A 20,924-nucleotide genomic window follows, 5' to 3' on the forward strand; every position below is an offset into this window, starting at 1 on the left:
GAGCCGTGCCGCCCGCACCGGACAGTGACCCCATGACGACGCCGCACCCCACCGCCCTGCCGCCCGGACTGACCGTGCGCCCGGCCACGCTCGACGACGCGGAGAGGGTGTGCGCGCTGCTCAACGAGATCGACGTGCTGGAGATCGGCCGTGCCGAGACCGAGGTGGCCGAGGTACGGGCCGACCTGAAGCATCCCGAGGCGGACCTGGAGCGGGACTCCTGGCTGCTGTTCGACGGGGATCGGCTGGTCGGGTACGGGCTGATGTGGGACGAGTCCGGCGGCGAGCGCATCGACATGGACCACTACGCGCTGCCCGGCCAACCGCTCGGCGCACTGCACCTGTTCGACCTGATGGAGGCCCGCGCGGCGGAGCGGGCCGCCGCCAACGGGGCGGAGCGGGCGGTGGTGCACCTGCATCTCAACATCGCGCCGACGACCGACCTCGACGCCCTGCGCGGACGCGGCTGGCGCACGGTCCGCCGCTACCACGTCATGGACCGCTCCGTCTCCCCCACCGAGCCGCTCCCGACGCCCCCGCCCGGTGTCACCCTGCGCCCCTGCGCCACCGAGCCGGACCGCCGACAGGCCCACGCCCTCCTCCAGGCCGCCTTCGCCGACCACTTCGACTTCCAGCCGCGTACGTACGAGCAGTGGCTGGACGACATCGACGCCGAGACCGTCGACTGGTCGCTGGTCTGGCTCGTGCGTGTCGACGGTCTCGGGGACGCGGCGGCCCTCCGTTCCCGCAACGACCGCACCGGCATGGCCTGGATCGCCGGCATCGGCGTCCTGCGCGAGGCCCGCGGCCGAGGGCTCGGCAGTCTGCTGCTCCGCCACACCTTCGGCCACTACGCGTCCCTCGGCCGCGACCGCATCGGCCTCGGCGTGGACACCGACAACAGCACCGGCGCCCTCTCCCTCTACGAACGCCATGGCATGAAGCTGGACTTCGCGGTCGCCACCTGGGAGCTGGTCCGCCCTGTGGACAAGTAGACAAATCGAGCAGTAGAGAAGAGCGGCAGAGGAAGAGCAGCAGAGGGAGCGGCAATCCGTTCGACCCGTCGGACATTGTTCGAAACCTCTTGACGCCCCACCACGCGTCGATTGACACTCTCGCAACACGACGTCACAAGGTCGAAACAGCGGGACACCCAGGGCGAGGGTCCCCCGCCCGTTCGGCCGGCTGCCTCCTGTCTTCCTCACCCTTACTTCAGCCGTGCTCTCAGCAGGGATACTCGACATGACGTACATCGCACGTCTGCGCGGCCGCGCGAGACGCCGGGCGGGTCGTTCGCTCGTCGGACTGACCGCCGCGTCACTGCTCCTGGGCCTCGCCGGCCCCGCCGCGCCCGCCATCGCGGCGGACGACGCGGACACCGCCGCGAGCGCCGACATCACCGACGGCCTGGCCCTCTGGTACAAGCTCGACGCCACCTCCGGCACCACCGTCGCCGACGCCTCCGGCAACGGCCGGGACGGCACGGTGAGCGGCACCGCCGGCTGGTCGGGCGCCGAGGGCCGGGGGCTCGCCTTCAACGGCTCCGACACCTACGTCAAGGTGCCGAACGACGTCATGAAGGGCATGGCCTCGATCAGCGTCTCGATGGACGTACTGATCGACTCCGCCCAGACCACCCCGTACTTCATCTACGGCTTCGGCAACACCAGCGGCGGCAACGGCAACGGGTATCTCTTCACCACCGGCAACTCCTACCGGGCGTCGATCGCGACCGGCAACTGGTCGACCGAGCAGACGACCAAGCCGTCCGACTCCCACAACCTCACCCGCGGGGTGTGGAAGCAGCTCACGTACACGCAGACCGGCAACACGGCGGTGCTGTACGAGGACGGCGTGGAGGTCGGCCGCAACACCTCCGTCACCACCACGCCGGGCGCGATCGGCTCCGGCACGACGACCGCCAACTACATAGGCAAGTCGGTCTACTCGGGCGACAAGCTGTTCAAGGGCAGCATCCGCGACTTCCGGGTGTACGACCGCGCGCTCGCCGGTTCCGAGATCGAGCAGCTCTCGCTCCCCGTGGCCGAGCAGGGCGTCGCCGACGACAAGGCGGCCCTGAGCCTGGGTGACACCAGCGGGGTGAGCGCCGACCTGGAGCTGCCGAAGACCGGCACGGCCGGCGGCTCGTCCATCAGCTGGAAGAGCGACAACACCGAGGTGGTCGCGGACTCCGGCGCGGTGACCCGCCCCGCCGCCGGTGAGCCGGACGGTCACGCCACGCTGACGGCGACCCTGAAGAAGGGTTCCGTGAGCGACACCAAGACCTTCGAGGTCACGGTGCTCCCGGCCTTCGACGACAAGGCCGCGACCGAGCAGGCCGCCGAGGCGCTGAGCGTCCACAACCTCGACGACGTCCGCGGCAACCTCACGCTCCCCACCGACGGCTCCTTCGGCACGAAGGTCGCCTGGTCGTCCTCCGAGCCGGACGTCGTCTCCGCCGAGGGCGTCGTCAAGCGTCCCGCGCACGGTGACGGCGCCACCACGGTCGAGCTGACCGCGACGGTCACCAAGGGCGACGCGAAGACCACCCGCGACTTCACCGCCAAGGTGCCCGAGCTGCCCGCGAAGCAGGCCCTCAAGGGCTATATGTTCAGCTACTTCACCGGCGAGGGCACCTCGGACGGCGAGCAGCTCTACGCGGCTCTCAGCAAGGGCAACGACCCGCTGAAGTGGCGGGAGTTGAACGACGGCAAGCCGGTCCTGACGTCCACGCTGGGCGAGAAGGGCCTGCGCGACCCGTTCATCATCCGCTCCCCCGAGGGCGACAAGTTCTACCAGATCGCCACCGACCTCAGGATCTACGGCAACGGCGACTGGGACGCCTCCCAGCGCACCGGCAGCAAGTCCATCATGGTCTGGGAGTCCACCGACCTGGTGAACTGGACGAACCAGCGCCTGGTCAAGGTCTCCCCCGACTCGGCGGGCAACACCTGGGCCCCGGAGGCGTACTACGACGAGCAACTCGGCGAGTACGTGGTCTTCTGGGCGTCGAAGCTGTACGACAACGCCGACCACTCCGGCAGCACGTACAACCGCATGATGTACGCGACCACCCGCGACTTCTACACCTTCAGCGAGCCCAAGGTCTGGGTCGACCGCGGCTACTCGGTCATCGACTCCACGGTGATCCAGCACGACGGCACCTACTTCCGCCTCTCCAAGGACGAGCGGAACAACACCTCCGACACCCCCAACAGCAAGTTCATCTTCGAGGAGAAGAGCGACTCGCTGCGGAACCTCTCCTGGGACGCGGTCGCCGAGGGCATCGGCAAGGGCGCGATGAACGCCGCCGAGGGCCCGCTGGTGTTCAAGTCGAACACCGAGGAGAAGTGGTACGCGTTCCTCGACGAGTTCGGCGGGCGCGGCTACATCCCCTTCGAGACGACCGACCTGGCGTCCGGCACCTGGACCCCGTCCACCGACTACGACCTGCCGTCCAAGCCCCGGCACGGCACCGTGCTCCCGGTCACCCAGGCCGAGTACGACCGGCTGCTGAAGACCTACCAGCCGGAGCAGACCGTCACGAGCGTCGAGGACGTCAAGGTCGAGACGCGCATCGGTGACGCCCCGGTCCTGCCCGCCACCGTCATCGCCGAGTACGCCGACGGCGCCGAGCGGCCCGTCGCCGTCACCTGGGCGGCCGTGGACGAGGCGAAGTACGCGCAGGCCGGCACCTTCACGGTCAAGGGCAGCCTGCCCGGCGACTCGGCGATCGAGGTCAACGCCGAGGTCACCGTCTCGGCACAGGGCCCGGACGTCCCGGCCGACCTGCTCCTGCACTACGGCTTCGACGAGAGCGGCGGCAGCATCGCCCGTGACTCCAGCGGCCACGGCTACCACGGCACCTACGTCCGTACGCCCGACTTCGGGACCGGCGTCGACGGCGGCTCGTTCAAGATGTCCGGCGGCGACAGCGGCTCGACCTCCCCGTACGTCAAGATCCCGAACGGCGTGCTGAAGGACGCCGACAGCGTCACCGTCTCCACGTACGCGAAGTGGAAGGGCGGCGACAACTGGCAGTGGCTCTTCGGGCTCGGCCCGGACAGCAACAAGTACCTGTTCGCCAGCCCGTCGAACGGTTCCTCCTCGCTCTACTCGGCCATCACCGCGGCGAGTTGGGGCGCGGAGAAGAAGCTGTCGGGGGCTCGGCTCCCCGCCGGCGAGTGGAAGCACGTCACCGTCACCATCGACGGCGGGGCCGGCACGGCCGTGCTCTACGTGGACGGCATCGAGGTGTCCCGCGCGACCGACGTGGTCGTCAAGCCGTCCGAGCTGTACGACGCGAACAAGGACTACAGCGGCTACATCGGCCGGTCCATGTACTCCCCCGACCCGTACTTCGGCGGTGAGGTCGACGACTTCCGGATCTACAACCGGGCCCTGACGGCCGCCGAGGTCCTGGAGCTCAGCGGCAACACCACGGGCATCGCGAAGGTGACGCACCCGGAGCTGAAGACCGACGCGATCATCGGCGACGCCGACAGCAAAATCACGCTGCCGATGAAGCCGGGCACGGATCTCACCGAGCTGGCACCGGAGTTCACCCTCGCCCACGGCGCGGCGATCAGCCCCGCCTCGGGCAGCGTCCAGGACTTCAGCAAGCCGGTGACGTACGAGGTGACCGGCTCGGACGGGAAGAAGCGCACCTGGACGGTGTCGGCGCGGGAACTGAAGAGCCCGGTGCTCCCCGGCCTCAACGCCGACCCGAACATCGTCCGCTTCGGCGACACCTTCTACATCTACCCGACCACCGACGGCTTCGAGGGCTGGAGCGGCACGCAGTTCAAGGCGTACTCCTCGACCGACCTGGTCAACTGGAAGGACCACGGCGTCATCCTGGACCTGGGTCCGGACGTCTCCTGGGCGGACAGCAGGGCCTGGGCGCCGGCGATGGAGGAGAAGAACGGCAAGTACTACTTCTACTTCTGCGCCGACGCGAACATCGGTGTCGCGGTCTCCGACTCGCCCACCGGCCCGTTCAAGGACGTCCTGGACAAGCCGCTGCTCAAGGCGGGCACGTACAGCGGCCAGATGATCGACCCGGCGGTCTTCACGGACGACGACGGCCAGTCGTACCTCTACTGGGGCAACGGCCACGCCTATGTGGTGCCGCTCAACGACGACATGGTCTCCTTCGACGCCTCGAAGGTCACCGACATGACGCCGAGCAACTACAACGAGGGCACCTTCGTCATCAAGCGCAAGGGCACCTACTACTTCATGTGGTCGGAGAACGACACACGTGACGAGAACTACCGGGTCGCCTACGCCACCGGCTCCTCGCCCACCGGTCCGTGGACCAAGCAGGGCGTGATCCTGGAGAAGGACCTCTCGCTGGGTATCAAGGGCCCCGGCCACCACTCGGTGGTCCATGTCCCGAACACCGACGACTGGTACATCGCCTACCACCGCTTCGCCATCCCGGGCGGTGACGGCACCCACCGCGAAACGACCATCGACAAGCTGGAGTTCGACGCGGACGGCCTGCTGAAGAAGGTCGTGCCCACCCTGGAGAGCATCGACCCGGTCACCATCGTCCGGGCCGGCCCGGACGCCACCGGCAAGGAGGGCGCCAGGATCGAGCTGAACGGCACGATCTCGGGCGCCGGCACCGCCAAGTGGACGGCCGAGAAGGACGCGCCCTGCGCCTTCGCGGACGCCAAGTCGGCGAAGACCACCCTCACCTGCACCGACAACGGCACCTACACGGTGACCCTGACCGGCGGCCGCGGCAGCGACTCGGCCACCGTGACCGTCACCAACGCGGCCCCGAAGATCACCTCCGCGACCGGGCCGAAGGCCCCGGTGGCGGTAGGCAGGAGCACGGCGGTCACGGCCAGGTTCAGTGACGCGGGCACCCGCGACAAGCACACCTGCCAGGTCGACTGGAAGGACGGCACCAAGCCGACGGCCGGCAAGGTCACCGCCACCGGCTGCAAGGCCGAGCACACCTACCGCAAGGCCGGCGTCTACCGCCCGGTGATCACCGTCACCGACGACGACGGCGCCTCGGACAGCATCACGCTCCCCGAGCTGATCGTGTACGACCCGGCGGCGGGCCCCGCCACCGGCGCCGGCAGCTTCACCTCCCCGGCCGGGGCCTTCCCCGCCGGTCCCAAGCTCACCGGCAAGGCGTCCTTCTCCTTCAACGCCAAGTACGGCAAGTCGAAGAAGGACGCGAAGGCGGCCACCGTCCTCACGGGCAAGGCGTCCTTCGACTTCGGCCCCGGCAAGCTGAAGTTCCGTTCCACCGGCTCCGACTGGCTCGTGGTGACCGGCTCCAAGGCCGTCCACCAGGGCTCCGGCACCGTCAACGGCAAGAGCGGCTACGCCTTCCGCGTCACCGCCACCGACAACCCGGACACCTTCAAGATCAAGATCTGGAAGAAGTCCACCGGCAAGGTCGTCTACCAGAACGCCACCGCCGCGAAGACGAAGGGGATCACCATCGGCCGTAAGTGACAGCGGCCGTATGTGACAGCGGCCGTATGTGACAGCGAGTCCTTCACGGCACATTCCGCCGAGCCGCGCCCGGGTCGATCCCGGGCGCGGCTCGGCGCGTTGGGCGGCATCGGCGCGCCCTGGTCGGCCCCCCGGTTCGCGGGCCGCGAAACCCACGACCGCGAGGCACTGCTGGACTCCTACACGAGGCTGGCCGGGATCGCGGACCTCGGCCGGTCGCCCGTGGCGGGCGGCCGCAGCTGAGCCCCGGCCGTCGGCCGGTGGTGGTCTCCCGCCGCAAGCCCCCGGTCCGCCCAGGAAATCCTGGTCACGACCACCACCCACGACCGCGAGGCACTGCTGGACTCCTACACGAGGCTGGCCGGGATCGCGGACCTCGGCCGGTCGCCCGTGGCGGGCGGCCGCAGCTGAGCCCCGGCCGTCGGCCGGGGGTGGTCTCCCGCCGCAAGCCCCCGGTCCGGCCAGGAGCTGCCGTGCTCTCCCCACAGGTGCGGGACGACGGCGTCCATGTCGGTCACGGCCGTCTGTGCGGCCGCCGCCAGGGCCCGCCGGTCGGGGTGGCCGCCCGGGCCGATGACGGGCCGCACCTCGGCCTCGGCGAGCACTCCGCGTGCCGACACCACCCGCCACACCGACGCGAGCAGCGAGTCGTCCCCGACGTAGGCGGGCGTGGTGCTCGCCCCGCCCTCGGCGAACCGGTAGCGGACGCGCACCGGCTGCACGGGCACGCCCGCGTCGAGCGCGGCCTGGAACACGGCCCGCCGGAAGGGGCCCTGCGCACGGCCGCACCAGGTGCTCCCCTCGGGGAAGGCGACGACGGCCGCACCGCCGCGCAGGGCCTCGGCGATCCGCGCGACCGTCTCGGGCAGCGCCCGGATCCGGTCCCGCTCGATGAACAGCACCCCGCCGCGCGCGACGAGGGCGCCCGCCACCGGCCACCGGCGGATGTCGGACTTGGCGAGCATCCGCGCCGGACGCACCGCGCCGAGCAGCGGTATGTCCAGCCAGGAGACGTGGTTGGCGACGAGGAGCAGCCCGCCGGTGGAGGGGGCGGCGCCGGAGATCCGTACCCGTACCCCCGAGGCCCGCACGGTCCACCGGCACCAGCCCCGTACGATCCCGGCCGGCACCCGCAGGCCGGCCTGGCTCACCAGGACCCCGGCGAGGACCAGGGCCACGACCGCCGCGAACCGCGCGGCGGCCTTGACCGCGGCGACGCCGGAGTCTCTCGCGTCCACGCACACCTGAACGCTGCAGGGCGCGCTGGGCAGCCAGACGCTCACCGGGTCACGCGGCCGGTACGAGGGAGAGGAAGTGCCGCAGGTAGCAGGGGTTGACCCGGCGCATCGACAGCAGCACATACAGGTCGGCGACCCCGAAGTCCGGGTCGTGCGCGGGCTCACCGCAGACCCAGGCGCCGAGCCGCAGATAGCCGCGGAGCAGCGGCGGCAGCTCCGTACGGCCCGCCGGGGCCTCGCTCCTCGGGATCCAGGGCAGCAGCGGCCGTACCCGGTACTCCTCCGGCGCCAGGTGCTTGGCCCGCACCCGGTCCCAGGACGCGGAGGCGAGGGCGCCGCCGTCGGCGAGCGGGATCGAGCAGCAGCCGGCCAGCCACTCGTGGCCGCGGTCGAGCATGTAGCGGGCGATGGCGGCCCAGATGAGGCCGATGACCGCGCCGTCGCGGTGGCCGGGGTGGACGCAGGAGCGGCCGACCTCGACGAGGCCAGGCCGGATGGCGTCGATCCGGGTGAGGTCGAACTCGCTCTCCGAGTACAGCCGCCCGGCGACGGCGGCCCGCTCGGGCGGCAGCAGCCGGTAGGTGCCCACGACCTGTCCGGTCACCGTGTCCCGGACGAGCAGGTGGTCGCAGTACGCGTCGAACGCGTCGACGTCGAGCCCCGGCCGCGGGCCGGCCGGCAGGGCGCCCATCTCTCCGGCGAACACGTCGTGGCGCAGCCGCTGGGCGGCACGGACATCGGCCTCGTCGCGGGCGAGGGTGACGGTGTAGCGGGTGGGGGCCGCTGACAGGGGAGGGGTGTCCAGAGCGGATACGGCGGTCATGGCTCACTCCAGGTCACGGGCCGGTTCGGCCTGAGCGGAAGAACAGGCCGGTCGGTGCGGCCTGCGCGTACCTGTTCTTCCGATGCCGTCTGGCCGACGCGTGTCCGGTGGCGGGAGCCGGGATGTGGGCTTGTTGAACGGAACGCTCCCGGTGACCGGTGTCTGGCCGGTGCGCGACCCCCGAGCCACGTGCGGGTTTCGTCCCGAAATTCCAGACGGGGCCGGGGATGAGCACCACTCCCGGCCCGCCCGTCCGCACGTTTCGGCGAACGTTCATGAGGTGACTGCGACCCGGGCCCCGAAGACGGCGGTCCCCCTACGGCGCTACCGCTTACCGGCTTTCCGGGCAGCCCGGAGCCACTCCTTGTTCATGCTCGTGATCGACACCAGCGGAATCCCCTTGGGGCAGGCCGTGGCGCACTCCCCGGCCAGCGTGCACCCCCCGAACCCCTCGTCGTCCATCCGCTCCACCATGTCCAGCACCCGCGTCTCCCGCTCGGGCGCCCCCTGTGGCAGCACGTTCAGATGGTTGATCTTGGCCGAGGTGAACAGCATCGCCGCCCCGTTCGGACACGCGGCCACACATGCCCCGCATCCGATGCACTCCGCGTGCTCGAACGCGAAGTCGGCGTCCGGCTTCGGCACGGCCGTCGCGTGCGCCTCCGGCGCGGCCCCCGTCGGCGCCGTGATGTACCCGCCGGCCTGGATGATCCGGTCGAACGCCGACCGGTCCACCACCAGGTCCTTGATCACCGGGAACGCCGACGCCCGCCACGGTTCGACATCGATCGTGTCGCCGTCCGCGAAGGACCGCATGTGCAGCTGACACGTCGTGGTCCGCTCCGGCCCGTGCGCGTCGCCGTTGATGACCAGCGAGCAGGCCCCGCAGATCCCCTCGCGGCAGTCGTGGTCGAAGGCCACCGGGTCCTCACCGCGCAGGATGAGTTCCTCGTTGAGCGTGTCGAGCATCTCCAGGAAGGACATGTCGGGCGAGATGCCGTCGACGTCGTACGTGGACATGGCGCCGTCGGCGTCGGCGGCCCGCTGCCGCCAGACGCGCAGGGTGAGCTTCATGCGTAGCTCCGCTGGGTGGGGTGGACGTACTCGAAGACCAGGTCTTCCCTGTGCAGGACGGGGGCCGTGCCGGTGCCCGTGAACTCCCAGGCGGCGGCGTACGTGAACTCCTCGTCGCGGCGCTCCGCCTCGCCGTCCGGCGTCTGGGACTCCTCGCGGAAGTGGCCGCCGCAGGACTCGGCGCGGTGCAGCGCGTCGAGGCACATCAGCTCGGCGAGTTCGAGGTAGTCGACGACGCGGTTGGCCTTCTCCAGGGACTGGTTGAACTCCTCACCCGTGCCCGGGACCTTGATCCGCCGCCAGAACTCCTCACGGATCTGCGGGATCCGCTCCAGGGCCTTGCGCAGTCCGCTGTCCGTGCGCGCCATGCCGCAGAACTCCCACATCAACTCGCCGACTTCGCGGTGGAAGGAGTCGGGCGTGCGGTCGCCGTCGACGGCGAGCAGCAGGTTCAGCCGGTCCTCTGTCTCGGCCAGGACCTCCTGGACGACGGGGTGTTGGCGGCCTGTGTCGCCCTGCCGCGGGTGCCGGGCGAGGTAGTCGTTGATCGTCGCCGGCAGTACGAAGTACCCGTCCGCGAGGCCCTGCATCAGCGCCGACGCGCCGAGCCGGTTGGCCCCGTGGTCGGAGAAGTTGGCCTCGCCGATCGCGAACAGGCCCGGGACGGTGGTCTGGAGGTCGTAGTCGACCCAGAGTCCGCCCATCGTGTAGTGCACGGCCGGGTATATCCGCATGGGCACCTCGTACGGATCCTCGTCGGTGATCCGCTGGTACATGTCGAAGAGGTTGCCGTACTTGGCCTCGACGGCCTTCCGCCCCATCCGTGCGATCGCGTCGGCGAAGTCCAGGTAGACACCCTGCCCGCCGGGACCGACGCCCCGCCCCTCGTCGCAGACGTTCTTCGCGGCGCGGGAGGCGATGTCGCGGGGCACGAGGTTGCCGAAGGAGGGGTAGATCCGCTCCAGGTAGTAGTCGCGCTCGTCCTCGGGGATCCGGTCGGCCGGGCGGGTGTCGCCCTTGGCCTCGGGCACCCAGATCCGCCCGTCGTTGCGCAGCGACTCGCTCATCAGCGTGAGCTTCGACTGGTGTTCGCCGGTGCGCGGAATGCAGGTGGGGTGGATCTGGGTGAAGCACGGATTGGCGAACAGCGCGCCCCGCCGGTGCGCCCGCCACACGGCGGTCGCGTTGGAGTTCATGGCGTTGGTCGAGAGGTAGAAGACATTGCCGTAGCCACCGCTCGCCAGCACCACGGCGTCGGCGAAGTAGGTGTCGATGCGACCGGTGATCAGATCCCGCGCCACGATCCCCCGGGCCCGCCCGTCGATCACGATCAGGTCGAGCATCTCGGTCCGCGGACGCATCTCCACGTTCCCGGCGGCGATCTGCCGGGACAGTGCCTGGTACGCGCCGAGCAGAAGCTGCTGGCCCGTCTGGCCACGGGCGTAGAACGTCCGCGAGACCTGTACGCCGCCGAAGGAGCGGGTGTCGAGCAGACCGCCGTACTCCCGGGCGAAGGGCACGCCCTGGGCGACGCACTGGTCGATGATCTCGACGGAGATCTGCGCGAGCCGGTGGACGTTGGACTCACGGGCCCGGAAGTCGCCGCCCTTGACGGTGTCGTAGAACAGCCGGTGCACGGAGTCGCCGTCGTTGCGGTAGTTCTTCGCGGCGTTGATGCCGCCCTGCGCGGCGATCGAGTGGGCGCGGCGCGGGGAGTCCTGGTAGCAGAACTGGACGACGTGGTAGCCCTGTTCGGCGAGGGTGGCGCCGGCCGAGCCGCCGGCGAGGCCCGTGCCGACGACGATGACGGTGTGCTTGCGGCGGTTGGCGGGGTTGACGAGCTTGGCCTCGAAGCGGCGGGTGTCCCAGCGCTCGCCGATCGGCCCTTCGGGCGCCTTGCCGTCGACGACCGGTTCCCCGGTCACGTAGTCCGCGTACGTAGACATGTCAGCTCACCACTCCGGTCATGACGGCGACGGGTACGGAGACGAAACCCACGGTCAGCACCAGCGCGAGGAGGTTCGCGGTGGTCTTCAGTGCGCGGTCGCGGGTGCGGCTGCCGGCGCCGAGGGTCTGCGCGGCGCTCCAGAAGCCGTGCCGGATGTGCAGGCCGAGCGCGAGCACCGCGACCAGGTAGACGACGTTGCCGTACCAGGTGGAGAAGGTGTCGATGACGTTCTGGTACGGGTGGCCGGACTGGAAGCCGCCCGGGTGGAGGGTGCCGGTCGTCAGGTCGAGGATGTGCCAGACGATGAACAGGCCGAGGATGACGCCGCCCCACCGCATGGTGCGGGTCGCGTAGCTCGCCCGGCGCTTCTTGTGCACGTACTTGGCGGGCCGGGCCCTCAGGTCGCGGCGGCTCAGCTGGTAGGCGGCCGTGGCGTGGGCGACGACCGCGACGACTAGCGCCACGCGGGTGATCCACAGGGCCCACTCGTAGTGCAGGAAGGGCTCGCCGAGGGTGCGCAGCCAGTGCGCGTAGCCGTTGAACTCGTCCGAGCCGAAGAAGATCTTGAGGTTGCCCAGCATGTGGACGACCAGGTACGCCAGCATGATCAGACCGCTGACGGCCATGACCGTCTTCTTGCCGAGGGTGCTGTCCCACACCGTGCGCGGCATGGACGGTTTTCGTTCCGCCCGTTCCGCCTGTTTCGCTCGTTCCGTCCGCGTTGCCAGAGCCATGGGACTGACGCTAGGGCCGCGCGACCCCATCGGTCCAAGACATGAAACGGCTCGATTCCATAGCCGTCGCCTATCGTCCCGTATCGTGGAGGGGTGCAGTTCCAGCAGCTCCAGTACTTCGTGGCGGTCGCCGAGACCCGGCATTTCACCCGGGCGGCCGAGGTGGTCCATGTCGCGCAGCCGTCCCTCTCCCAGCAGATCAAGGCGCTGGAACGCGAGTTGGGGGCGGACCTCTTCCTCCGGGCGCGCGGCAACATCACGCTCACCGACGCCGGTGAGGCCCTGCTGCCGCTGGCCCGCCGCATCCTCGCCGACACGGACACGGCCCGGCAGGAGGTGCAGGAGCTGGTGCAGCTGCGCCGGGGCCGGGTCCGGCTCGGCGCGACCCCGAGCCTGTGCACCGGTCTGCTCCCCGACGTACTGCGCGCCTTCCACGACCGGTACCCGGGCATCCGGCTGCTGATCGAGGAGGGCGGCTCCCACGACCTCGTACGCCAGCTGGCCCGCGGCGCCCTCGACCTCGCCCTGGTCGTCCTGCCCCTGCCGACCCCCTCCCCCGCCCTCACCACGGTGGAGCTGCTGCGCGAGGACCTGGTGGTGGTCTCCTCCCCGGACGAGCCCAGGCCAGGCAACGGCCGCCGCACCGTCCGTGTCCCGGACCTGGAGGGCGAACGCATGGTCATGTTCCGCCACGGCTACGACCTGCGCGAACTCACCGTCGCCGCGTGCCGCTCCGCGGGGTTCGAGCCGGACTTCGCGGTGGAGGGCGGCGAGATGGACGCGGTCCTCGGCTTCGTCCGCGCCGGCCTGGGCGTCGCCGTCGTCCCCCGCATGGTCGCCACCCGCTCCGGCCGCGGCCTGCGCGTGACCCCTCTGGCCCGCCCCGGCCTGCACCGGACCATCGCCCTGGCACACCGCAGCGATGTGGCTCCGCCGCGGGCGGCTCGCGAGTTGCAGCGGATGCTGTTGGAGCGGTGAGGAGCGCCGCGACCGGTGGCTGCCCCGGTGTCAGGCGTTCCCCTCGGCTCCAGCGGCCGCTCAGCCCGTCGCGTCCACCAACGCCAGTTCGTGCAGCCGCTCGGGCGGGCCCGGGCGGGCGTAGTACCAGCCCTGGGCCGTGTCGCAGCCCAGTATCCTCAACTGCTCGGCCTGGGCGCCGGTTTCGACGCCCTCGACGGTGACCGCGAGGTCGAGGCCGTGGGCGAGGGAGACGATCCCCTCGACGATCTTCAGGTCGACGGGGTCGGCGGGGAACTGCTGCATGCTCTGGGTGAAGGACCGGTCCAGCTTCAGGACACGGACCGGCAGGCGGCGCAGATTGGCGAGGTTGGAGTAGCCGGTGCCGAAGTCGTCGAGGGCGATGTCGATGCCCATCTCGGAGAGTCTGCGCAGGGGTTTGAGCAGGTCGTCGTCGGCGCCGATCAGCGCGGACTCGGTGACCTCCAGGCAGAGGGCGTCCGGTTCGAGGCCGGCGCGCTCCAGGATGTCCACCGTGTCCTGGACCAGCCCGGGATGGGTGAGCTGGCACGGGGACAGGTTGACGTTGACGCGCAGCGGGCCGGCCGCTCCGGTACCGCCGTGTCGTTCCTGCCACTCGCGGGCCTGGCGCACCGACTGCTCCAGGACCCAGCGGCCGAGCGGGACGATCAGCCCGGTGTGCTCGGCGAGCGGGATGAACCGGTCGGGGCCGATGACACCGTGCTGCGGATGCAGCCAGCGGACCAGCGCCTCGGCGCCGCGCACGGTGCCGTCGCCGAGGTGGACCAGCGGCTGGTACTCGATGAAGAACTCGCCCCGGTCGAGGGCGGCGGGCAGGGCGTTGGTGAGTCCGTGCCGGGTGATGGCGCGGGCGTCGGCCTCGGCGTCGGCCATCTCGTAGCGGTTGCCGCCGGCCGACTTGGCCCGGTACATCGTGATGTCGGCGCTGCGCAGCACCTCCGCCGGACCGCGCTCGCCCGCCGGGCCCTCGACGATGCCGATGCTGCCGCGGACCAGCAGTTCACGGCCGTCGATACGGACCGGGGTGACGAGGGCGTTCATGATGCGGTCGGCGAGGTCGTCGACCTCGCGTTCGGTGTCGGTGCCCGTGGTCAGCGCCACGAACTCGTCGCCGCCGAGCCGGGCGACCATCTCGCCGGGCGCGGTCGCGCAGGACTGCAGCCGGTCGGCGACCTCGACGAGGAGACGGTCGCCCGCCGCGTGCCCGAGGCTGTCGTTGATGGTCTTGAAGCCGTCGAGGTCGAGGTAGCACAGGCCGAAGCGCTGGCCGTCGCCCGCCGCGAGGGCCTTCTCCAGGCGCTCGAAGAAGAGGGTGCGGTTGGGCAGCCCGGTGAGCGCGTCGTGGGTGGCCTCGTAGCGGAGGCGGAGGTTGAGCAGGCGGCGCTCGGTGGTGTCCTCCATGAGCGCCAGCTGGTACTGGGGGTTGCCGTCCGCGTCCCGCAACAGCGACACCGTCAGATTGGTCCACAGGACCGTTCCGTCAGGCCGGGAGAACGCCTTTTCGGTGTGGTAGTGCTCGCGCTCCCCGCGTACCAGTTCCTCGTACAGGCGCCAGACCTGGGGCGCGTCGTCGGGGTGCGTCCACTCGGGGACGCCTCGCCCGCGCATCACGCGCTCGGTGACGCCGAACATGCGCAGCAGGGCGCCGTTCACCTGGAGGATGTTGCCTTCGAGGTCGGCGATGCCGATGCCTATGGCGGCGCCCTCGAACACCGCGCGGAAGCGGGCCTCGGTCGCGTGCAGCGCCCGGGCGACCGCGCCCTGGGCCTCCAGCGCCGCGCGGGCGATCGCCTCCTGCTCGGCCAGCGTCCGCTGCCGCAGCGCCTCGGCGTATCCGGCGGCCATCGCGGACTGCAGCCGCGCGGCGCGGGCCCGCAGATCCTCCTGGAGTCTGTCGCCGCCGCAGTAGAGCACCAGGTAGGCGTCGACGCAGTCCAGGGTCTGGCTGAGCGCCTCGGGCTCGGTGCAGTGCGCCTCGACGAGGGCGGCACCGACGGCCTTGCCCTCCTCGGCGTCGTACGTCCGGGCCCGCAGTGCCTCGCTGAGCCTGCGGGCCAGCGGCAGGAGCCGTTCCTCGAACTCGGGCCGGGTCAGCGACGTGGAGGTGGCGGGGAAGACCGCGCGGCTCCAGATCGTCGCGAACCGGCGGAGTCTGTCCTCCGGCCCGTCCTGCTCCGCCCTCATGCCGTGGTCCCCACACCGGCGAACTGCGCGAAGGCGTACGGATCCTCGTCCTCGGGAGCCGTGTCGGGCCGCCACTTCGCCATCGGCACCAGTCCGGGTTCCACCATGTCGTACCCCTCGAAGAACCGCGCGATCTCGTCCCGAGAGCGCATGATCAGCGGATTGCGAATGTCCTTGTACACGTCCACCGCGCCTTCGGCCCGCTCCTGGGGAAGCGGAATTCCCTCGTAGCAGGCGTGCGAGACGACGAGCACGCTGCCGGGCGCGAGCGCGTCGCGCAGCTCGGCCACCGCTCCGTACGGGTCGTCCCTGTCCTCCACGAAGTGCAGTATGGCAACCAGGAGCAGGGCGACCGGCCGGTTCAGGTCGATCAGTCGCTCGACACGGGGGCTCGCGAGGATGTCCTGGGGCTTGCGGAGGTCGGCCGCGACCACATCCGCGTCGTCGTTGCCCTCCAGAACGGCCTGGCTGTGTGCTACGGCGACGGGGTCGTGGTCGACGTACACGACCCGTGCGCCGGGGCTGGCGGCCTGGGCGACGTCGTGCACGTTTCCGAAGGTGGGGATCCCGGATCCGATGTCCAGGAACTGGGTGATGCCCGAGTCGGCCGCGTACCGCACGGCCCGGCGCATGAACGCCCGGTTCGCCTGCATGATCTTGGGCAGCCCCGGCACGAACTCCATGGCCCGGCGGGCCGCCTCCCGGTCGACCTCGAAGTTGTGCGAACCGCCCAGGTAGTAGTCGTACATCCGGGCCACGGACGGCATCGAGATGTCGATGCTCCGCGGAGCCCAGGCGGGACGCTCCATCTGTGTTCTCCAACGCGTCGGGGGTGGCGTAGGCGATCCGGTGTTCGAGCAGAGGGTACTGATCGTCCGCCGACGGAGCGAGCGAAAACGGAAATTGACCGTCCGTTCAAGTCCGCTGCCGATGGCACATGCCCAACCGCCGCCCCAGCCATGCCTGTTCGGGTCGGGACATTGCCGAAGTCCCGCCTTCGCCGCCCCGTCCTCGCTCTCGTCCTCGCCCTCGTTCCCGCCCGGTCCCCGTCCCGTCCCCGTCACCGCTCGCTGTGCGTGCCTCCGCGTCCGGGCACGCCAAGCGGTCCGCCCCCTCCGTGCGGTGCGGAGGGGGCGGACCGGGATCGGCCGCGCCGATGTGGTGCTTGGGGAGAGTGATCCTTATTCCGGCGCGCCGATCGGCTCTCCGTCGCCGTTGATGGCGAACCATGTGCCGCCCACGCCCTGGCCGTTGGTGTCGCCGGGCGACTTGTCGTTGGCGAAGGTGTAGAGCGGGATGCAGTTGATGGTCTGCTGCTTGAACTTGTCGGGCCGGTCGAAGACCGTGTAGCCCTTCAGCAGGATGCCCTCGGTGTCGTTCTTGTCGACCGGGGCGACGACGGGCCACTTGTCGAGGCAGGCGCCGGTGCACGCGGTGGACATCGGCCACTGGGTGTCCTTGAGGAACCGGTAGACCGTCATGCCGTTCTTGTCGACGACGATCTCGCCGAGCTTGGCGTCCTTGCGGGTGGTCAGGCCGACCTGCTCGGCCGCCTCGCCACCGGTGTCGCCCGCGTCGCCCGTGTCACCGGCGGCTCCGCCCTTGGTGGAGGCCTTCTTGCCGTTGGGGGCCGACGCGAACCAGGTGCCCTTGAGGCCCTGGCCCTGGATGTCACCGGCCTTGGTGTCCTTGGCGAAGTAGTACATGGGCCAGCCGCCGACCGTCAGCTGCTTGGTGCCGTCGGGGCGGGAGACCTCACCGAGCAGCGCCTTGTCCACGCCGTCGGCGGCGGTGGCGCCCGAGGCGGGCACCGGCGGCCAGGTGGTGGCGCACTCGCCCTCACAGGTCGTCTTCGGCGGCTCGAACGAGTCCTTGTCGAAGCGGTACAGGGTGCGTCCGGCGCTGTCCGTGAGGACCTTGCCGTACTCGTCGCTGTTCCACACCGTCAGCTGGCCCGCGGAGGCCGCCGTGGTCGACTGCGCCTGGTCCTGCGCGCTGGAACCGGCCGCGCCGGCACCGGCGATGGTGCCCGCGCCCAGCGTCGGGGTGGAAGCGGCGCCCACGTTCTGCGAGGACGTCGACCCCTGTTCCTGACCGCACGCAGTCGTCAACGCCAGCACAGCCGCAGCTGCCGCTACGAGTGAGGCGCTCCGCCAGGAGGTCTTCATTCCAACTCCCCGTGATTCCGGTGGGTGTTGCAGCGCCCTACTGCGCCGCTCGCTGGCCCTAAGTACGGGAAGGGGTGGCCGATGTGTTCAACGTGGCGGGAATTTCTTTCCGAAGTCTGTGACGCCGTTCGTGGCGCGGCCTGCGGAGGTATCGAAAGAGGGGTCAGCATCCAGCATCCGAGGTCAAACCTTCGGGGCCCGTTTTTCGCTCCTTTGGAGCAATCCGTACGCGCCCGGGCCTACGCGGGCGCGCGAGCACGGATCATTCTTCGACGTGCAAGGACCCCAGCGGACGCGATCCGCTCTCGCCCTGCGGCTGTCGGCCCTGCTCGCACTGACCTGGCTCCTCACCGGAGCGCCGAGCGGCGCGGCCGTCGCCGACGCCTGCGCGTACGCCTCGGTCGGCCCGGACGGCGGCGGCGCGGTCGCCGTGGCGATCGGGGGCACCGACTCCTGCGAGCCGGCTACGACGCCCACGCCGACTCCCACCCCGACGCCGACACCCAGCCCCACGCCCACCCCGTCGTGCCCGCCGGAGCCGACGCCCACCCCGACTCCCCCGCCCAAGCCGACACCGACGCCGAAGCCACCACCACCACCCGCTCCGACCCCGGACCCCACGCCCACGCCGACTCCCACCCCACCGCCGCGGCCCGCACCGCCTCCGCCGCCTCCACCTCCGCCGCCTGTCATCAAGGCGCCCCCGCCCGCCCCCAGCCCGACTCCCTCGCCGAAACCGGAACCGAAGCCCAAGCCGAGCGCGCGTCCGGAGGTCTCGCCGACACCGGTGAACTACCCGCCGTACCGGCCCCCGGCCCGCTCCCAGACCAAGCGCTCCGGGCCGTCACTCGTCTCGCTCACCCTGCTCGTCACCGTGCCCGCGGTGTTCGCCGCCGCCGCCCTGCGCCCGCGCTGATCCGCTGATCCGCTGATCCCTGGAGGAACCTCTTGTCGGAATGGCTTGTTCTCACCCTCGCGATGGGGGCGGCCTGTCTCGTCGTCCTCATCGTGGCCGTAGTACGGCATCACGCCGCGCCCGCGGACGAGGACCCGTCCGAGACCCCGGACGTCATCGAGTACATCACCATGATGATCGGCGTGGTGTACGCCATCGTCCTGGGCCTGGCCATCGCCGGTGTCTGGGAGGCGCGCAGCGCCGCCCAGGACCAGGTCCAGACCGAGGCACAGGCCCTGCACGAGATCAGCGAACGGGTACGGGTCTATCCCAAGGACGTGCGCGACCGGATCCGCGACGACATCGACGCGTACGTCGACCATGTCGTGTCCACCGAGTGGAAGGTCATGTCCGAGAAGGGTGAGGTGACCGAGCGCGGCACCGAGCTGCTCGACACCGTCCGCGCGGACGTCACCGACTACCGGCCGCGCAGCGACTTCGAGGCGCAGACCTACCAGCCGCTGGTCGACCAGGTGGCCGTGGCCGACGCGGCACGCGGCAGCCGCGCCGACTCCACCGGCGAGACGATGCCCGGGGTGGTGTGGTTCGGCCTGATCATCGGTGCCGTCGTGACCGTCGGCATGGTGTTCGCCCTGCAGATCCGGCGTACGCCGCGTGAGCTGATCCTCGCCGGTCTGTTCTCCGCCCTCATCGCCTTCCTGCTGTTCCTCGTCTGGGACTTCGACGCGCCCTACAGCCGGGGCCTGTCGGCCACGGCCGATCCGTTCCTGGCGCTGTTCCCGAACGCGGGCGGGTGACGGTCCCTCAAAGGCCCGGTCGTACGGCCGGGGGACGGGTGCCGCGCCGCACCTGTCCCCCGGCCGTACGCATGAGGGTCCCCTGTGCGGAGCACACGCTTGCCCCATTCGCGCGACTGCGATCGCGCCACCGGGCGCGCCTTCCTAGCGTTTCGGTCATCGAGGTGCATTTCAGGTGCAGGCGGAAACGGTCCGCAGCAAGCTCCTCGGGGACCCGGAGGCTCACCATGCGCGCGATACGCGTCGCTTCGGCCGTTCTGCTGGGCGTGACCGCCCTCTCCTTCACCGCTCCGGCCGCGCAGGCGGCACCGGCCGGCGACATCACGTCGTTCGGCTTCGGTGTGCTGCCCTCGACCGTCGCCGCCGGCGGGCAGGTCACCCTGCGCGTCGACAGCTGCAACGACAAGGCGACCGTCTCCTCGGGCGTCTTCGACACCGTCACCATCCCGAAGGGGCAGTCGTCGGCCACGGCCACCGTCGACTGGGACGCCAAACCCGGCGCGGTGCACGAGGTGACGTTCCAGTGCGGCAACGAGAGCGGCCAGACCGACCTCACCATCGCCACCGGCCGGCCGGCCCACCAGCCCACCCGGGGCGCCCGCGCCGGGGCCGGCGGCACCGTCGCCGGCCTCGACCTCCAGGAGATCGGCCTCGGTGCCGTCCTCATCGCGGGTTCGCTGGGCGCGGCATGGCACTGGTCGCGCCGCCGCCCCGAGGACGGCGGCCACAGCTGACGGCACCACGGCAGCGCACGCCGTACAGCCCTTCGCCCCGGTACCTGAGAGGGTCCGGGGCGAAGGGCTGTACGGCGTGCGCTGCCAAACGGGCTCAGATCTTGTTCTCGGAGCGGCGGCGCATCCAGAACACGCCACCGCCGACGACCGCGGCCGTCACCAGGCCGCCGCCGATCGCGATGTCGGTCGGCGTGGCCCCGCTGGAGCTGCTGCCGCCGATACCGCCGCGGACGCCGCCGATGACGGTGAAGACGTCGTTGAACGTCTTGCGCCGGCCCTCACAGCTGGTGGTGACGCTGTACGAGCCGGGGCTGGCGTTGGAGTTGACCCGCACCGTGGCCGTGGCGGTCCTGCCGCCCATGGATTTGAGGTTGGTGGTGGGAAAAGCGTTCGAGCTGATCGTGCTGCCGGTCATCGTGCACGCGTCACCACCGCTGACGGTGAGGACGAGTTGGCCGCCACGGGCGATGACGCTCGGGGCGGCCGTGACCGAGTTGGGTTGGTCCCAGGCGGCGGCCGTCGGCGCGGCGAGGCCGACCAGGGCGACCGCGGCGGCCGAGGCCGCCAGGGCACGAGTAGTACGCATGTGATCCTCCGCGGAAGACGCCCCGGGAACCGTCCCCGGTCGATCGGCGAGAAAGCGCCTCCCAGGAAGACCCTCAGATGCCCCGCACAGGGCCGCATTTCGGCGATGGTCCGTCCTGGTGAGCGGACACGCCGGGATATCTCCGCATGATCGGATATCGCCGCAGGTCACGGACCGTCAGAAAATTCCTGTGGGTGGCAACTCGGATGGCGCAGAACTCCGCTTCACCGCCACCCGTTC

At 70.6% G+C, this 20,924-nt stretch carries 16 protein-coding genes; 7 read left to right on the forward strand and 9 right to left on the reverse strand.

What is annotated here, in order from left to right:
* The first annotated feature begins 32 nt into the window (after positions 1 to 32).
* From I8N67_RS24130 to I8N67_RS24140, 3 genes are all read left to right on the forward strand, one after another.
* Positions 33 to 995, forward strand: coding sequence for a GNAT family N-acetyltransferase (locus I8N67_RS24130; RefSeq protein WP_200305399.1), 963 nt, complete (start codon positions 33 to 35; stop codon positions 993 to 995).
* 247 nt (positions 996 to 1,242) lie between these two features.
* Complete coding sequence (locus tag I8N67_RS24135) at positions 1,243 to 6,483, forward strand: family 43 glycosylhydrolase (protein WP_200305401.1); 5,241 nt, start codon at positions 1,243 to 1,245, stop codon at positions 6,481 to 6,483.
* A 12-nt stretch (positions 6,484 to 6,495) separates the two neighbouring features.
* Positions 6,496 to 6,726, forward strand: coding sequence for a hypothetical protein (locus I8N67_RS24140; RefSeq protein ID WP_200305403.1), 231 nt, complete (start codon positions 6,496 to 6,498; stop codon positions 6,724 to 6,726).
* Between the two features lie 104 nt (positions 6,727 to 6,830).
* Here the strand turns inward: I8N67_RS24140 and I8N67_RS24145 are convergent, their stop codons facing one another.
* The 5 genes from I8N67_RS24145 to I8N67_RS24165 all read right to left on the reverse strand — a co-directional run bounded on the left by I8N67_RS24145 (position 6,831) and on the right by I8N67_RS24165 (position 12,237).
* Positions 6,831 to 7,766, reverse strand: coding sequence for a lysophospholipid acyltransferase family protein (locus I8N67_RS24145; protein ID WP_200305405.1), 936 nt, complete (start codon positions 7,764 to 7,766; stop codon positions 6,831 to 6,833).
* A gap of 4 nt (positions 7,767 to 7,770) precedes the next feature.
* Positions 7,771 to 8,544: a GNAT family N-acetyltransferase gene (locus I8N67_RS24150; protein WP_200305407.1), complete on the reverse strand. Its 774-nt coding sequence runs from the start codon at positions 8,542 to 8,544 to the stop codon at positions 7,771 to 7,773.
* Between the two features lie 324 nt (positions 8,545 to 8,868).
* A complete protein-coding gene (locus I8N67_RS24155; RefSeq protein WP_200305409.1) occupies positions 8,869 to 9,618 on the reverse strand; it encodes a succinate dehydrogenase/fumarate reductase iron-sulfur subunit in 750 nt (249 codons plus the stop codon).
* Positions 9,615 to 11,564, reverse strand: coding sequence for a fumarate reductase/succinate dehydrogenase flavoprotein subunit (locus I8N67_RS24160; protein ID WP_200305411.1), 1,950 nt, complete (start codon positions 11,562 to 11,564; stop codon positions 9,615 to 9,617). The genes I8N67_RS24155 and I8N67_RS24160 overlap by 4 nt, the downstream gene beginning before the upstream one ends.
* Before the next feature lies 1 nt (position 11,565).
* A complete protein-coding gene (locus I8N67_RS24165; RefSeq protein WP_200305413.1) occupies positions 11,566 to 12,237 on the reverse strand; it encodes a succinate dehydrogenase in 672 nt (223 codons plus the stop codon).
* A gap of 156 nt (positions 12,238 to 12,393) precedes the next feature.
* Between I8N67_RS24165 and I8N67_RS24170 the strand changes: the two genes are divergently transcribed.
* Positions 12,394 to 13,278, forward strand: coding sequence for a LysR family transcriptional regulator (locus I8N67_RS24170; RefSeq protein ID WP_200305415.1), 885 nt, complete (start codon positions 12,394 to 12,396; stop codon positions 13,276 to 13,278).
* A 60-nt stretch (positions 13,279 to 13,338) separates the two neighbouring features.
* Here I8N67_RS24170 and I8N67_RS24175 read toward each other — a convergent pair whose 3' ends face one another.
* The 3 genes from I8N67_RS24175 to I8N67_RS24185 form a co-directional block, all read right to left on the reverse strand.
* Positions 13,339 to 15,483: a putative bifunctional diguanylate cyclase/phosphodiesterase gene (locus I8N67_RS24175; protein WP_200305417.1), complete on the reverse strand. Its 2,145-nt coding sequence runs from the start codon at positions 15,481 to 15,483 to the stop codon at positions 13,339 to 13,341.
* Entirely contained in the window at positions 15,480 to 16,292 is an 813-nt protein-coding gene (locus tag I8N67_RS24180) for an SAM-dependent methyltransferase (RefSeq protein WP_200305419.1), read from the reverse strand. The genes I8N67_RS24175 and I8N67_RS24180 overlap by 4 nt, the downstream gene beginning before the upstream one ends.
* A 372-nt stretch (positions 16,293 to 16,664) precedes the next feature.
* Positions 16,665 to 17,651: an SCO0930 family lipoprotein gene (locus tag I8N67_RS24185; protein WP_200305421.1), complete on the reverse strand. Its 987-nt coding sequence runs from the start codon at positions 17,649 to 17,651 to the stop codon at positions 16,665 to 16,667.
* A gap of 274 nt (positions 17,652 to 17,925) precedes the next feature.
* Here I8N67_RS24185 and I8N67_RS24190 point away from each other — a divergent pair, with 274 nt between their 5' ends.
* The 3 genes from I8N67_RS24190 to I8N67_RS24200 all read left to right on the forward strand — a co-directional run bounded on the left by I8N67_RS24190 (position 17,926) and on the right by I8N67_RS24200 (position 20,098).
* Entirely contained in the window at positions 17,926 to 18,567 is a 642-nt protein-coding gene (locus tag I8N67_RS24190; RefSeq protein WP_200305486.1) for a hypothetical protein, read from the forward strand.
* Positions 18,568 to 18,599: 32 nt separating this feature from the next.
* A complete protein-coding gene (locus I8N67_RS24195) occupies positions 18,600 to 19,364 on the forward strand; it encodes a bestrophin-like domain (RefSeq protein ID WP_200305423.1) in 765 nt (254 codons plus the stop codon).
* Positions 19,365 to 19,591: 227 nt separating this feature from the next.
* Complete coding sequence (locus I8N67_RS24200; protein WP_200305425.1) at positions 19,592 to 20,098, forward strand: hypothetical protein; 507 nt, start codon at positions 19,592 to 19,594, stop codon at positions 20,096 to 20,098.
* A 94-nt stretch (positions 20,099 to 20,192) separates the two neighbouring features.
* On the opposite strand, the gene I8N67_RS24205 is transcribed toward I8N67_RS24200, so the two are convergent.
* The gene (locus I8N67_RS24205; RefSeq protein ID WP_200305427.1) at positions 20,193 to 20,684 is read right to left on the reverse strand and encodes a hypothetical protein; all 492 of its coding nucleotides are present in this window, start codon (positions 20,682 to 20,684) and stop codon (positions 20,193 to 20,195) included.
* Between the last annotated feature and the right edge of the window lie 240 nt (positions 20,685 to 20,924).

Source organism: Streptomyces adelaidensis, from assembly GCF_016598475.1.
Lineage (GTDB): Bacteria > Actinomycetota > Actinomycetes > Streptomycetales > Streptomycetaceae > Streptomyces > Streptomyces adelaidensis.

Coding starts and splice junctions, on each gene's coding strand:
- I8N67_RS24130 (WP_200305399.1), top strand. CDS start 33: ATGACGACGCCGCACCCCACCGCCCTGCCGCCCGGACTGACCGTGCGC.
- I8N67_RS24135 (WP_200305401.1), top strand. CDS start 1,243: ATGACGTACATCGCACGTCTGCGCGGCCGCGCGAGACGCCGGGCGGGT.
- I8N67_RS24150 (WP_200305407.1), bottom strand. CDS start 8,544: ATGACCGCCGTATCCGCTCTGGACACCCCTCCCCTGTCAGCGGCCCCC.
- I8N67_RS24155 (WP_200305409.1), bottom strand. CDS start 9,618: ATGAAGCTCACCCTGCGCGTCTGGCGGCAGCGGGCCGCCGACGCCGAC.
- I8N67_RS24160 (WP_200305411.1), bottom strand. CDS start 11,564: ATGTCTACGTACGCGGACTACGTGACCGGGGAACCGGTCGTCGACGGC.
- I8N67_RS24165 (WP_200305413.1), bottom strand. CDS start 12,237: ATGCCGCGCACGGTGTGGGACAGCACCCTCGGCAAGAAGACGGTCATG.
- I8N67_RS24175 (WP_200305417.1), bottom strand. CDS start 15,483: ATGAGGGCGGAGCAGGACGGGCCGGAGGACAGACTCCGCCGGTTCGCG.
- I8N67_RS24180 (WP_200305419.1), bottom strand. CDS start 16,292: ATGGAGCGTCCCGCCTGGGCTCCGCGGAGCATCGACATCTCGATGCCG.
- I8N67_RS24185 (WP_200305421.1), bottom strand. CDS start 17,651: ATGAAGACCTCCTGGCGGAGCGCCTCACTCGTAGCGGCAGCTGCGGCT.
- I8N67_RS24200 (WP_200305425.1), top strand. CDS start 19,592: ATGCGCGCGATACGCGTCGCTTCGGCCGTTCTGCTGGGCGTGACCGCC.
- I8N67_RS24205 (WP_200305427.1), bottom strand. CDS start 20,684: ATGCGTACTACTCGTGCCCTGGCGGCCTCGGCCGCCGCGGTCGCCCTG.